The 13,089-nt window shown below is 61.7% G+C and carries 11 protein-coding genes; all 11 read left to right on the top strand.

What is annotated here, in order from left to right; translation table 11 throughout:
• Position 1: 1 nt before the first annotated feature.
• The 11 genes from FHS55_RS15515 to FHS55_RS15465 all read left to right on the top strand — a co-directional run bounded on the left by FHS55_RS15515 (position 2) and on the right by FHS55_RS15465 (position 12,809).
• A complete protein-coding gene (locus FHS55_RS15515; protein WP_183190697.1) occupies positions 2 to 742 on the top strand; it encodes a M48 family metallopeptidase in 741 nt (246 codons plus the stop codon).
• 980 nt (positions 743 to 1,722) lie between these two features.
• Positions 1,723 to 2,442 carry a hypothetical protein gene (locus tag FHS55_RS15510; protein WP_183190696.1) on the top strand — a complete coding sequence of 240 codons (720 nt, stop codon included), beginning with the start codon at positions 1,723 to 1,725 and terminating at the stop codon, positions 2,440 to 2,442.
• A gap of 103 nt (positions 2,443 to 2,545) precedes the next feature.
• Positions 2,546 to 2,728 carry a helix-turn-helix domain-containing protein gene (locus FHS55_RS15505; RefSeq protein WP_183190695.1) on the top strand — a complete coding sequence of 61 codons (183 nt, stop codon included), beginning with the start codon at positions 2,546 to 2,548 and terminating at the stop codon, positions 2,726 to 2,728.
• Between the two features lie 12 nt (positions 2,729 to 2,740).
• Entirely contained in the window at positions 2,741 to 3,268 is a 528-nt protein-coding gene (locus FHS55_RS15500) for a hypothetical protein (protein ID WP_183190694.1), read from the top strand.
• 102 nt (positions 3,269 to 3,370) lie between these two features.
• Positions 3,371 to 4,489 carry a bifunctional DNA primase/polymerase gene (locus FHS55_RS15495; RefSeq protein WP_183190693.1) on the top strand — a complete coding sequence of 373 codons (1,119 nt, stop codon included), beginning with the start codon at positions 3,371 to 3,373 and terminating at the stop codon, positions 4,487 to 4,489.
• 13 nt (positions 4,490 to 4,502) lie between these two features.
• On the top strand, positions 4,503 to 6,848 hold the full coding sequence (locus FHS55_RS15490; protein ID WP_343056217.1) for a DUF927 domain-containing protein: 2,346 nt from the start codon (positions 4,503 to 4,505) through the stop codon (positions 6,846 to 6,848).
• A 161-nt stretch (positions 6,849 to 7,009) separates the two neighbouring features.
• The gene (locus FHS55_RS15485; RefSeq protein WP_183190691.1) at positions 7,010 to 7,573 is read left to right on the top strand and encodes a terminase small subunit; all 564 of its coding nucleotides are present in this window, start codon (positions 7,010 to 7,012) and stop codon (positions 7,571 to 7,573) included.
• A gap of 793 nt (positions 7,574 to 8,366) precedes the next feature.
• A complete protein-coding gene (locus FHS55_RS15480) occupies positions 8,367 to 10,130 on the top strand; it encodes a hypothetical protein (RefSeq protein WP_183190690.1) in 1,764 nt (587 codons plus the stop codon).
• A 135-nt stretch (positions 10,131 to 10,265) separates the two neighbouring features.
• Positions 10,266 to 11,849, top strand: a complete 1,584-nt coding sequence (locus FHS55_RS15475; RefSeq protein ID WP_183190689.1) for an LA2681 family HEPN domain-containing protein — start codon at positions 10,266 to 10,268, stop codon at positions 11,847 to 11,849.
• 4 nt (positions 11,850 to 11,853) lie between these two features.
• Positions 11,854 to 12,063, top strand: a complete 210-nt coding sequence (locus FHS55_RS15470; protein ID WP_183190688.1) for a hypothetical protein — start codon at positions 11,854 to 11,856, stop codon at positions 12,061 to 12,063.
• A gap of 59 nt (positions 12,064 to 12,122) precedes the next feature.
• Entirely contained in the window at positions 12,123 to 12,809 is a 687-nt protein-coding gene (locus FHS55_RS15465) for a hypothetical protein (protein ID WP_183190687.1), read from the top strand.
• Positions 12,810 to 13,089 lie beyond the last annotated feature (280 nt).

Genomic DNA, 13,089 nt, shown 5'->3' with positions numbered 1-13,089 from the left:
CATGCCGGTGTTCCGGATCGGGGAGCGGCAGATCGAATATACGTTGCGGCGCTCGGCGACAGCCAGGCGTGCCAATATCACGGTCACGCCGGGCTCGTTCGAGCTGCTCGTACCCGAGGCGGCGACGGACGAACAGATCGAGGCTGTCCTCCATCGGCGCCGCGCGTGGATCCTCGAGACCGTCTCCGCCATGCAGGAGCGCGCCAAGGCTCAGGTAAGGGTCTATCGCTTCGTGACAGGCGCCAAGATCCCCTATCGCGGCCGGATGACCCGAATGACCGTGGAGCCTTTCGACGACTCGGTGGTCGAGGTCAGTTTCCGGAACGGCTTCCTGATCCGCACACCGCGCGATTTGACTGAGGGCGCGGCTGATGCGGTAATTGAGAGCTCACTCCGCCTCTGGCTGAGGCGACGTGTCCGCGATGATGCCAAGGAGTTTGTCCGCCGCCATGGCCAGAGCAACGGGCTGAAGCCGAGAGGCATCCAGATCAAGGACCAGAAGCACATGTGGGGTGCCTGCGGGCAGGACCGTCAGATCTACCTCAACTGGCATCTGATCTTCGCTCCAAAGCCGGTGCTTGAATATGCCGTCGTCCACGAGCTTTGCCACCTTCGGCATCGTCATCACCAGCCCGAGTTCTGGAGCCTGATCGGCTCTATTTTACCGGAATGGGAGGCACGAAAAAGCTGGCTCGACAAGAATGAGCACTTGCTTGGCTGGAGAAAAGTGGAGCCCGCCTGACGGGCGAAATCAGAACCCGTTATGCCTCCGCGAGACTCAACTGCATCGCGCCAAGTACTGCAGAAGGCTGTTTGCCCGATGGCGGACTTTGGCTCCCACCCCCATCTTGGGCCTCAGTCATGCTTCCCCTGCGCGTCATCGGCCGAACTCGTCGCCGTGGCAACATGGCCAGGATCTCTGCCCCTCCCGCGAGGGAGGAGGCCGGCCTTGCGCGGGGACGAGACCAGTCCTCCGAGATGATACAAACAGAGGCCCCGCCGCGCGGCCGGAGCTGCTCCGGCATCATGATCATCGAGGAGACCTTCGTGCGAGGCTCGCTGTAGATCTCGTCCGCCAGCGCCTCCGTCCGGATCGACACCTCATGAGGCGTGCTTCCCTGCCTGCGTTCGAGCTTCTTGCGGCAGGCCGCGCCATGCGCGCAAAGGAGAGCCGCAACACCAACATACATCTCATGCTCGCCATCGTTGTCGAAGCGATCAACACGCACTTCAAAGGGCGCGGATCTCCCCGTAGCAGCACCGTCCCGGATCGGGGGAGCCTCCAGCATCTGATGCCGCCCCCTTCCAAGCTGCCATTGCCAACCTCCCCATTGCGTCGTGTCGACTGACCTCAAACGCTATCCGACGCATCGTTCGTGCTTCATGAGGTTCGGGACGAATCCTCAAAAACGGGGGGCCAACAAAGCCGTAAGGTGGAATTGATTTCGGCCTTCCGGCCGATTACGATCGGTGACATCCTGCCGTCGCTTCGGGCGTAGGAAGGCAGAACGCCAGCAATGGCGTTGAAATCCCTCGCGGCAGGTACTTTTTCTCTCTGGCTGGCACCGTTGGGGCGCGCTCCGAGTAGAAGACTGTGCGCGGCTGTGCATGAGCTTGCGATCGACCTGGCAAACCAGAGTCAGTCTTGACAGTGGCAGCTTATCGAGCTCCACGGACGGGTTTCCTGGTCGTTGCCCGCCTGAATTGGTGCATGTTCTCTCCATGACTGACGCTGATATGCAAAAGTCGTCACGGCCAGTGTTCTCCGACACTCCCGATGTTTCACTATCAGCGGCATTGGAACACGCCCTTTATCGGCAGCCGGATGACATCGGGCCCGTCGACGAACGGGCATTCTGCCGGGCATTAAACGCCGCGGCGCGGCGCGGTGATGTCACTTTCTGGGGGCATAAGCAGAATCTGGCCTTCGAGCTCGCGTTCGGCCCAATAAATGCGGTCGTTGACAGAATTGATCCCACCTACTTTGCCGCGGACGAAGATGCCGCGCAGAGGGGTTTCGACGCGGAATACAACCGTATCAATGCATTTTGTTTTTCGGACGACCCGGAAATTATACAAGGTGTTATTGATTCGGATCAAAGTGAATACATTTCATACTCGAACGTACGGGTTGAACGGGATGGATTTTTTCGTTTCCTTGTTGATTTTCACAAGTCTGATTGCTCCGGATCCGATTCATCTAAATCAACGCGTGGTCCTATTAAGAAATATAAGCTCGATGAATTAATTTCCTTTTTGAAGGAAAATCCAGAGACGACCAAAGAAAAGGCGGCAAATCATATAGACTTGAAACAAAAATCACGCACTTTCGAGCGTCTGCTGGTTACCGCTTATGCTGCCCCCGATGTGCCGCGTCTAAAGGTGGGCAGAAGGCGCGGCTCAAAAACGAAATCGCCGCACGAAAACCGCCGCAATAAATAAATCGTGGCGACTATTTCGCCGATCGAAATCACCTCAACCTCCCCATCGTTCCCCCAGCGAACCGGCGCGCATCAGCCCGGATCGCCAACGATGCGAGGCAGATATGACGGTGTCCCTTTCGATCCCCGAGGCGGTCAAGGCGAGCGGTATTGGCCGTACGACGATCTTCGACATGATCAAGACCGGGCGGCTGCCGGCCAAAAAGCTTGGTGCCCGCACCATCATCCTCCGCAGTGATCTCGAAGCGTTTGTCGCCAATCTCCCTTCACGTGTGCCGAGCAAGTGAGAGGAGACGTCCATGCAACGCCAAATTGAACCGCGATGCTGCAACGACATATTGTCGAGCTTGATCCCGACCGTTGGCTATCTGCGAGATGCCGATCTTGCCCGGCGGTTCGGCGTGACCCTTCCCGAGGTCGATCCCCGGCGGTGGTTTTCTGTTGCGTCTCATCTGCCTCCACGAGGAGAGGCTTTCTGGGGCGTGGCGGGGATTCTAGGTGGTTCGTACGGGTATTCCTCGCTTGAACTCGCCATCTCGGCCGCCTTTGCAAAAGCTTCTCGCATGGCCGCAAAGGGAGAGGCCGCAGGGGTTCGCATCCGCGGACCCGTGCGGTTCCCTGAGGAAACCATCTGGTCGGCTGTCGTGATTCTTCCTGTTGCCGATAGACGTCTCAACTGGTCGGCTTTGGCGGCGACGAAGGTGGGAACATGGCGGCCACTCATCCAGTTCATGTCGCGCGAGACGATCGTCGCTGGTGCTCTTGAATTCTGCGAGCAGCACGGCTTTTGCGGCGGCATCACGGTCTACCCCCCGCCCGTACCCTAAGGCGCGCTCAGGCGGCCGAGCGCATCGGCCCCACCATCTATCCGTTGATCGCGTTTGCTGTGCGTGCCGAAAGGCTGCGCGCTGCGCCGAAGGCTTGCCAAAATGATCCCGGCCCTATCCGATACCAACCCACATAGCGACGTGCTGCGTTGTCGGCGGACGCTTTGGAAGAACGGCTTCCACCCCATTCCTGTTCGGACCGGTGACAAGCGGCCAGCGGAGGCGAAATGGGCAGCCCGGGAGGGCGCAGACCCGCCGACCTGCGTGGCACCCGATGCCGTGGTGAAGCCCGGCGCCCTGAATACTGGTATCCTGTGCGATGGCTTGCGTGCCATCGACGCGGATATCGACGACGCCGCGATCTCCGAGAAGGTCTGGCGGCTGGCGACCGCGATGCTCGGCGAAGCCCCTGTGCGCTTCAGAGACGACAGCGAGCGTTTCCTTCTTGTCTATCGAGCGGCCGAAGGTGAACCGCGCAAATGCGCAATAAACGGCACGCATGGTGCCGTAGAGGTGCTCGGTCGGGGCAATCAGTTTGTCGCCTTCGGTCAGCATCCCGACGGTGCGGCGTACGAATGGTCGATGGGCTCTCCGGAAATACGGCGCCGTGACCAGCTCCCTGCGGTCACCGAAGATCAGATTTCGGCGTTCTTCGCCGCCTGCGCGCCTCTGATCGGCGCGCGGCTGCCTGAGGCGGGGGCTTCCCCGTCGCGCACCATCGGCTCCCTGGTCGCCCAGCCTTCTATGGAAACGAGCGCCTGGGGTCGGGCAGCACTGGATGCCGAGTGCGAACGCGTGGCCAGCGCATCGCCTGGGACGCAGTCCAACACTCTTGCGAGCGCTGCGTTCAAGGTCGGGCAACGTGTGGCATCGGGCGAGATCGATCGGGCCGATGCCGAGCAATCCTTGCTCTCCGCCGGCCGGCAGATGGTCAATGGCGATCCGAAGCGCCGCTGGACCGGGCGTGAGATCATGAATGTGATCGGGCGTCAGATCGAGGCCGGTCTGGCAAGCCCGGTGGGGCCGGATCGCGTTGAGGATGATGTCATCTGGGATTTCGATCCGAGCGTCGATGAAAAGGCGGAGCCTGCCGCTGCCAACGAGCCTGCACCGACGGCTGGTAAGACGCCCATCGTGCCAGTGCCGGCCGATGCCCCACCGATGAACTTCAAGCATCCGGCCTGGGGGCGCGCCCCACCGCGCATGGCCGTACCGCGATAGCGCCGGCCAGTTGGTGGGATATGTCGCCCGCTGGCCGGCATCGGATGCGGAGCCCGAACATGTCGCGCACATCACCTATTGTGCGCTGGGACAAGGCAAGCGCGCATGGCGCATGAAGCCCATGCCATCGCCACGGCCGCTGTTCGATCTGGCCGCGATCCTGTCGCGCCCCGTCGCGTCGGTTCTGGTCTGCCCCGATGAGTGGTCGATGGATGCCGCGGCGATGCTGCTGCCGGACATGGTGGCCACCACGACGGCGCAGGATCCCAAATCCCCGGCATCGACCGACTTCGGCCCCCTGGCCGGTCATCCTGTCGTCCTCGCCCCCACTGTCGGACGCGAAGGTCAGGCGTGGGCGGACATGATGGCCAACCTGCTCGCCAAGGCGGGCGTCCGCGATGTCAAGGTGCTCGACATGGCAGGGGTGGCCGGCAGCATGGGGCGGGAGCTTTCCTCCTCAGACGAATGGGGCCTTGCCGATGCCGTCGACGGGGGACTGGCCGCCGAGGCGCTGGCCACCCTCATGAGCACGGATCCTGAATTGATCCGCTTCCATGTCGACGAGCGCCAGAAGCGCGCGACGGAGGTCATGCTGCATTCGGACACGACGCCGATGACGGAGGAGTCCCTGTCTCTGTTCCGGTCGGATGCGACCGGCGTCTACAAGCTGGTCGAGCGTCAGGAATCGGGAGAGACGATCCGCGAATATGTCCGCTTCTGCTCGCCGCTCACGGTCGTGGCCGAGACCCGCGATGGGGATGGCCGAAACTGGGGACGTCTGCTCTGTGTCGTCGACCGCGACAATATCCGCAAGGAATGGGCGATGCCGATGGAGCAACTGGCGGGCGACGGCATCAACTACCGGAGTGAATTGCTGTCGATGGGCCTCACCATCGGCTCGGCGAGGAAGGCCCGTGAGTTCCTGCATGAGTTCATCTCCAGCGAGCGTCCCAAGGAGAAGGCGCGCTGCGTCCCGCGCACCGGGTGGCATGGGCGAGCCTATGTCTCTGTGAACGAAACGCTGCGACCGGGACAGGATGCGCAGGAGCGCTTGCTGCTGCAGACGACCGTGCCGCCGGATCATCCTTTTCGCATGGCAGGCGATCTCGCCGCCTGGCAGGATGAGATCGCCCGCTACGCCATCGGCAATTCGCGCCTGGGGCTGGCCTTGTCGGCGGCCTTTGCCGCGCCGCTGCTCTATCCGCTCGATGCCGAGGGTGGAGGCTTCCATCTGCGTGGCGGATCCTCGACCGGCAAGAGCACGGCCCTTGCGGTTGGCGGGTCCGTCTGGGGAGGTGGTGGCCTCAATGGCTTCCTGCGCACCTGGCGTGCGACCTCGAATGGTCTTGAAGGCGTCGCCGCGCTCCATTGCGACGCTCTGCTGTGCCTGGACGAGATGGGACAGGTTGACGGGCGTGAGGCGGGAGCCATTGCCTACATGCTGGCGAACGGCTCGGGCAAATCCAGAGCCGGCCGAACCGGCGAAGCCCGGTCTTCCGCCAGCTGGCGCGTTCTCTTCCTGTCGAGTGGTGAGGTCGGCCTTGCCGACAAGCTCGCGGACGACGGACGGGGCCGTCGTGCAGCGGCCGGCCAGGAGGTCCGCATCGTCGACATCCCGGCGGATGCGGGTGCCGGGTTTGGGCTGTTCGAGAATCTCCACGCGTTCGGATCGGCCGATGCCTTCGCCCGCCATCTGAAATCCGCCGCTGCCCGCCACTATGGCCATGCCAGCCGTGCCTTTCTCAAGGTCGTGGTCGAGCGCTTCGACGACATTCAGCAGGAAGCGCGTTTCCTCTGCGATCGGTTCGTCCGCGACCATTGCCCCGAGGGCGCGGATGGGCAGATCAGCCGTGTTGCCGCCCGGTTCGGCCTGATTGCTGCGGCCGGCGAGATCGCGCGCGACGCCGGCATTCTGCCGTGGCCGGAAGGCGAGGCCATGCGGGCGGCAGGAGTCTGCTTCAACGGCTGGCTGGCACAGCGCGGCGGGATCGAGCCGGCGGAAGAACGTGATGCCATTGCCCGGGTGCGCCACTTCATTGAGCTGCACGGCGCGTCGCGCTTCGAACTGATGGGGGCGGGCCTTGAGCCCCATCCCGACATGCGGGTGACCCATCGTGCCGGCTTTCGGGCGGGCGATGCCGCCAAGGGCTACGAGTACATCGTGCTGCCGGAGGTCTGGAAAGCCGACATTTGCACCGGAATGGACGTGACGTTCGTCACCAAAACCCTGGCGCAGCGGGGGTTTCTGAGGGTCGGCAGCGACGGAAAGGCCCAGACCAAGCGCCGGTTGCCGGGCTTTGAGGGCCCCGTTCGCTGCTACGTCATCCGCTCCAGCATCATGGGCGAGGCCAGCCATTAGGCCGAGCCCCATCGGGCCGGTGAGCCGCGGTCGTCACCCACGCCTGTTCCCTTTGTCCCCCAATACGAGATCGGCAGGGGAACAGGAATTTCACCATGATCTCAAACCCGTACCCCACGTTCCCCGTGTTCCCCGCGATAATGGCACCCCAGAGAACTCCCATGTCCCGCACCAGCCTGACGGCCAGACAGCAGCGCTTCACGGAGGAATATCTGATCGATCTCAATGCCACCCAGGCGGCACGGCGGGCGGGCTATAGCGCGCGGACCGCCGCCGACATTGGCCGGCAGCTGCTCCGGAAAGCTCCGGTTGCCGAACGGATTCAGGCTGCGATGGCGCAGAGGTCGGTGCGCGCCAGGGTCACGCAGGACCGCGTCTTGCAGGAAGTGGCCCGGCTCGCCTTCCTCGACATCCGCAAGGCATTCAATGTCGATGGCACTCTGAAGCCGCTCCACGAGATGGATGACGACACCGCTGCCGCCTTGGCGGGCCTCGATGCGGTCGAGCTCAGCCAGGACGGCGCGCCCGTGGGGAGCCTCAAGAAGCTCAAGCTCGCGGACAAGAAGGGAGCGCTCGAGCTACTCATGCGCCACATGGGTATGTTCAATGACCGGTTGAAGGTCGCCGGAGAGGCGGAGAATCCGCTGACGCTACTGCTCAAGCAAATCCAGGGCACCGCGCTGCCCGTGGTCGCCAACCCGCCCGATGATGACGACGACGACTGAGAGCCCGCAGGCACGATCGGCGGCCGACAACAGGGCGGGGGCCACGGGCTCACCGCCCTTTTTGTTCGGACACGTTCATCCTCATGCGCCGGAATGACTGCCCGCGGGTGGGGTTTGCGGTGGGGTAGGGGGAGCGGGTCGTTGAAATTATATAGCAATATCAATGATTTATGGGAAAAATTTGGCGGGCCGCGAGCGACCAAGAAGAGAACTATGTGTTCGCTATAACCCTATGACGCATGCTGACCCAAACCTGCCCCTCGCCGCCTTTCAGCGACGTCCGCTTTGCGCCGCCATCCCGGTCATTGATCTGCCAACGGCCGCGGCCCAAAAGCGGACATTCGCAAGGTGAGGCACGTCGGCACCTTTACGCCAGGAGCGGTAACTAGCCCTTGATCCCGAAGCAGCATTCAGTTCGTTTGTAATGTAGAATCCGCGGCCACCCGATCGTGCCGAGTCGACCGTGACTGCGGGGCTGACGGTTTAGATCACGCGCTGTTTCCCACAGGCTTGGCCGGACCGTTTGCGGTGAACGCGTGATGTAAAAGCGACTACTGCATACCAGTACTTTCTCCTTCGGCTCCGGGACGCTAGAAGTCCTTATCGGGCATGGATAAGGGACGGACACATCACAACATCACAATATGTGGCGCGTCTGGAGGAGCAAGTCTCCGGGGCGGAGGTATCTGAAGTCACGGGGCTGCTGATCGATGGACTGCGTCCTCTTATCGGCCCTCGCTACAGTATCCGTAGGGGCGGCGTCGTAGGCGGTGCCGCGGCCGAAAGTGCGCCTTTGCCTATCGTCATCTTTGCTCCCAACGCCGGAGGGGCGCTCAAGAACGAAGAACCCATTCCAGCTAATACGGCGGCCGTCGTCGTCGATGTCATCGACGAGCTCGATATAGCTAAGCTCGATGAAGCCTATCGGCGCATCGTGTCCGTAAAGGTGCTGAAAAGGCCGGGGCATCCTGAAACCCCAAACGACGGCTTCGACGCAACTCTTGCCGTGATTTTCGCCCGGCGCTCGGCCGTGCCGATGGAAGCGATCTCGGATCGTCTACAGGCGCTGAACGCCGAGACGCGGGGCACCCAATGGCCAGACATTGTCGCGATTGGCGACGCGGGGGTAATTGAATACGCCGTGCAGTTCCCGGGTGAAGCCGAACTAGGTGGCTCTTGGCTGCTTCCTTCTCGCAGGCTGACAGCCGCCCCTGCGATCTACGTCGTCATGATAAAGGGTCCTGCGCCTGGCACCGCCCTGACGCGTGCCACCGGACGGATGCTGCAGTCCCTCCACCTCTTCCGAAAGGAAGCCGGCCTCCCAGCCGATTTCCATACGTTGGTCGCGCCGTTCGCAAACGCGATTGCGACGACCGGGTATCAGTACGACCTCGAAGGCGAACTTCGGCCCGTTCCCGATGAATTTTATAGCGACCGACTCTTGCCGGAGCCACCGCTGCAGCTCCTTCCAGCCGGAGGTGGAGAGCCGCTAGGCTCGCTCAGATATCTGCCCTGGCAGGATGGCGGGGCAATTGTGATGAGTGGCCGCTTCCCCCTTCAGGGGATGCTGGTCTTCTCAGGCCTGCCAGCCGAGAGGCAGAGCGTCCTGCGCCGCCCACCTGACACGCAGGTTTCCTACGTTCTGCCGATGTCTCGTTCGCAGTTCCGAGATTTGCTTCATCTTTTCGAGCAGCGTTCCAATCTGCGGGTCCGGCCACTCCCACAGCAGTTCATCGTACAAAAAGTGGCCGATGAGGGCACGAGTTCGCCCTATGTCGCGCGTCTAATACTCGGTCTGCTGATCATCCGAGACCTCGTTTTCCGGCAGGACGAGGCTGCGCGCTTGGCGTTCGATGGGACGTTCGAAGGCCTCACGCAGGCCTTGTCGAGCACGCGCGAAGCGGCCAAGGAGGTAACCCGTCTATGGACCGAACACGCTACCGCCGTGCAGACCGGTGAAGCAGTCGAGCGGAATTTTGCCACACTCACGATCAGGCATTCCATCGACCGCGAGCTGCGGCGCGAGACCGAGAATTTCCTCAACAGTTCTGTGAGAGCGCTCAAGCACAACATGCAGACGCTGGCGCGGCAGCTCGGCGTCGAAATCACGTTCCTGTTCCAGAAGCAAGCCTCGTTTGATGCAGGCTGCGCACGCTTAGACCAAACAGACCCCGATCTCGCGAATTACTTGCGGGGCACTCGGAGGTGGTCGGAGCAACTCGTCCTCGCCCGAAACGCTATTGAGCATGAAGGGTGGGTGCTGCCCCGCGTGACCTACCGCGACAGAGGCACGGCCGTCGCAGCCGTTGAACCGGAGATAGATGGCATCCCCGTAACAGCCTTTGTCGCCCGAATGCTGGACCGCTTCTGCTGCTTCATGGAGGACGTCACGGTGCATCTCTTTCAGTCAAAGCTCGAAGCCCCGCTGGCTCTCGCCGAAGTACTCCCCGCCAGCCGGCAGCAGGTCTCGCCTGAGCGGTTCGTGGTCACATTCGCCTTGGGCGGGCACAAGCCTTGGCGCCTTGCGTACACCGACACTCCCTTCTTAGAACGCTAGGGGCACGTCTTTCTAAGTGGAAATGGATGCACGGATGAACACGTGGCCGGTTCAGGCCGACCCAAACCGGTTCAACCTAAGCGCATTCCTGGCGGCCACGCCCGCGGAGAAGCGCGTCACGATATGCCCGAGAGAATGAACGTGGCGGACTTCGAGAACAGCCCCGATCTCACCAAGCTGATGACTATCGACCCGACGGGCCTGTCAGACGACGATGCGATGACCTTGGCCGCCCTGTTGGTGGACCTCAGTGCCGAAGCCGCGAGCGCTGGAGGCTTGGAGCGAGCCGAGGCCGTGCTAACGTGTTTAGAGGCGCGTGGCCTTGAGCCGGCCCATCGTGCACGCTGGCACTATTTCACCGCCAACCTCTGGAGCATTCGACGGCATCAATCGCCGACCCACCGGACCTGGACCTGGCTCTCGAACGAGATCGACCAGGAGTTGCTGGCGCTCCGGCGAGCGGTGGCGAGCGAGGGCTTTGAAGGTCTTGGCCTGATTCAGCGCGCCCAGGCGCTTACCAACCTGGGCACCATCCTCAACCACATCGGCCGTTTCGTCGAAGCCATCGAGGCCTGGGACCGAGCGCTCGCCCTGGTCCCGAACATGGCCATGGCCAACGGTAACCGCGGCATCGGCCTTTCCCACTATGCCGCCAGCCTCCATGACGCCGGCCACAACTATGTCCTTGCTGGAGCCGCGCACGAGGCCTTCCGCCGTGCGATCGACCCCGATGCCATCATCGACAGTGTCGGGCTCGAACCTGCGCTGAGCTACTTCGCGAAACAAGCCAAGGCACTCGACGCCTATCTGACCGCCAACCCCGTCGAAGTGGACCTTCACGGCCATTCCCTGGGCCGAGGACGTCGCGAACGCGAATATCGCCGCTGGTGTCTGACCCGTCGACTCTTCATCAACCCGCTGAATGACGCCGGCACCTTCGAGATCGCGGCGCGCGACGTGATGATGCTGCCTTCCATCACAGTCGTCGGCTTGGACGGCGGCCCCGGTCCACCGCCGGTCATCGCCTACTTCAACCTGATCAAGCAGGAGTACGCGGCGGCCCGTTTCGCTTGCTGGGAAGGTGTAACCGCCAGCGGCGTCCACTTCGCCGACCGCGGCGTGCAGGTCTACAACACCCTTGACTATCCAGCCGTCGGCTTCGCAGTCGAGCGTCTGAAGATGGCATTCCGCGGCGCATATTCGATCTTCGACAAGGTTGCCTTCTGCCTCAACTCCTACTTAGGCCTCGGCCATCCGGAGCGGCAGGTCAGCTTCCGAAACCTCTGGTTCGTAAAGGGCAGGGGCAAGACCCTCCATCCCAACCTCGACGGGCTCGCCAACTGGCCGCTCCGCGGGCTCTTCTGGCTGTCGAAAGACGTGTTCGAGAACGACTTCAAGGACGTCACCGAGCCTGACGCCCAGGCGATCTACGAGCTCCGCAACCACTTGGAGCACAAGTTCGTCAGCGTCCATGACATGTTTCTACGAGCTGTCTCGATCTCACCGTCCCCCGAGACAGCGCCTGGCATCTTCGACCTCTCCTTCGAAGACCTCGCCGCCCGCACCAGTCGCCAACTCAAGCTCGCTCGGGCCGCGATCATGTACCTCACGCTAGCGATCCACGCCGAGGAGCGACGGCGGGAAGCCGAGCGGCCGCCCGGCGCGAGCTTCCCCATGTCACTCGACACCTGGGACGACGCCTGGAAACGGCGCGACTGAGCCCATGACCAAACCGCTCGTCGATTCCGCCGCGATCCGCTCCTTCTTCGCCTGGAGTGACCGCCTAGACTACGACAATCACCGCAGCATTCAGGAAGCAAGAGCACCACAGACCTCTCGAGAGGATATGCCACGTTTCCTAGAGGTCATGGAGGCGCTGGTGCTCAACCTCGGCACGCTCTACCGCAGCCGGACAATTTCGAGCATGCTATGAAGGGACACTCTAGTCGCAATCTAAGAGAGCGGATATTCCCCAGTTGGTGTAGAACTATCATGTTCGACAAAGATTTTTGGCTGCGCTTGGCGCAGATTTTATGGGGCTCGAGCCTCACAAAACTGGGCTCTTCGATAGCCGTTATCGGTGCCTTCGCGCTGACCGGGTCTTTAATCGAAACACTTATAGCTTCAGCCTTTGCCTACTATGACAAACCCTCGCCCGTTCCGAACCTCCCGATATGGATCGGCTTCAGTGTCTTTTTCACCGGCATCGCGGTGTCTATACTGGGCGCTTACTGGCAGCGTCCGTTAGCTCCAAAAGAGCCGAACCCCCACGATATAGAACTGCTTCAAAGGTACCGCGGCGAATTCACCGAAGGCCGAAAGGATTTTCTTCGTGACCATAATTTCTGGGACTCGTTCGACAGTGCAGTCCTCGATTTTGTAACTGAGGTAGCCTATTGGAGGGGGGCTCGCTTCGAGTTTGTGGATGATCAGGTTGAAGCGCCGTTTTCGGTGGTGAAGAAGCGAGCTCAACATTTTGATGATTTGGTAGGCATGAAAACCTGGCCCCACCGCGTCGCGCCGAACCGTCAGACAGCTCTCCCAGACAATCACGACGAGTGGCAACCTCATCCCCAGATCGTCAAGTCGGTCAACGAACTGAATCAGGCAGCCCGAGAGTTGTTAGCTGCTGCTGACGAGTTTGAACGTGTCTCAAAGTTTCGCATTCCAATTGTCTGACTTTCGCAGAGCGCCAGGCAATGCCGCCCTGCCCGTTCTCAAGATGAGTCATTAAAGTAGATGGCCCGAGACCGGATGCTGGCGAAGTCGGCTATTCATAACGGACCATCAGCGAATTGCTCGTGCACGCATCTGTGGTGTAACACCGCGATATGTGCATCTGGACAAAGCTCACGTAAGCTCTGTGAACCGCGCCGGTTTTCCCGGAGGCCATTTCGTTTGAGTCACGCCGCCATGGCTGGCTCGTCCAGCATGGCGTAGTAGCGTTCTTCAGCCTCGG

This window comes from Ancylobacter tetraedralis (assembly GCF_014195655.1).
Lineage (GTDB): Bacteria > Pseudomonadota > Alphaproteobacteria > Rhizobiales > Xanthobacteraceae > Ancylobacter > Ancylobacter tetraedralis.
This window is presented reverse-complemented; position numbering and strand designations above follow the sequence as displayed.

Bases quoted from the DNA above. Each gene is read 5' to 3' on its own strand.
- FHS55_RS15515 (WP_183190697.1), top strand. From the start codon at position 2: ATGCCGGTGTTCCGGATCGGGGAGCGGCAGATCGAATATACGTTGCGG.
- FHS55_RS15510 (WP_183190696.1), top strand. From the start codon at position 1,723: ATGACTGACGCTGATATGCAAAAGTCGTCACGGCCAGTGTTCTCCGAC.
- FHS55_RS15505 (WP_183190695.1), top strand. From the start codon at position 2,546: ATGACGGTGTCCCTTTCGATCCCCGAGGCGGTCAAGGCGAGCGGTATT.
- FHS55_RS15500 (WP_183190694.1), top strand. From the start codon at position 2,741: ATGCAACGCCAAATTGAACCGCGATGCTGCAACGACATATTGTCGAGC.
- FHS55_RS15495 (WP_183190693.1), top strand. From the start codon at position 3,371: ATGATCCCGGCCCTATCCGATACCAACCCACATAGCGACGTGCTGCGT.
- FHS55_RS15485 (WP_183190691.1), top strand. From the start codon at position 7,010: ATGTCCCGCACCAGCCTGACGGCCAGACAGCAGCGCTTCACGGAGGAA.
- FHS55_RS15475 (WP_183190689.1), top strand. From the start codon at position 10,266: ATGAACGTGGCGGACTTCGAGAACAGCCCCGATCTCACCAAGCTGATG.
- FHS55_RS15470 (WP_183190688.1), top strand. From the start codon at position 11,854: ATGACCAAACCGCTCGTCGATTCCGCCGCGATCCGCTCCTTCTTCGCC.
- FHS55_RS15465 (WP_183190687.1), top strand. From the start codon at position 12,123: ATGTTCGACAAAGATTTTTGGCTGCGCTTGGCGCAGATTTTATGGGGC.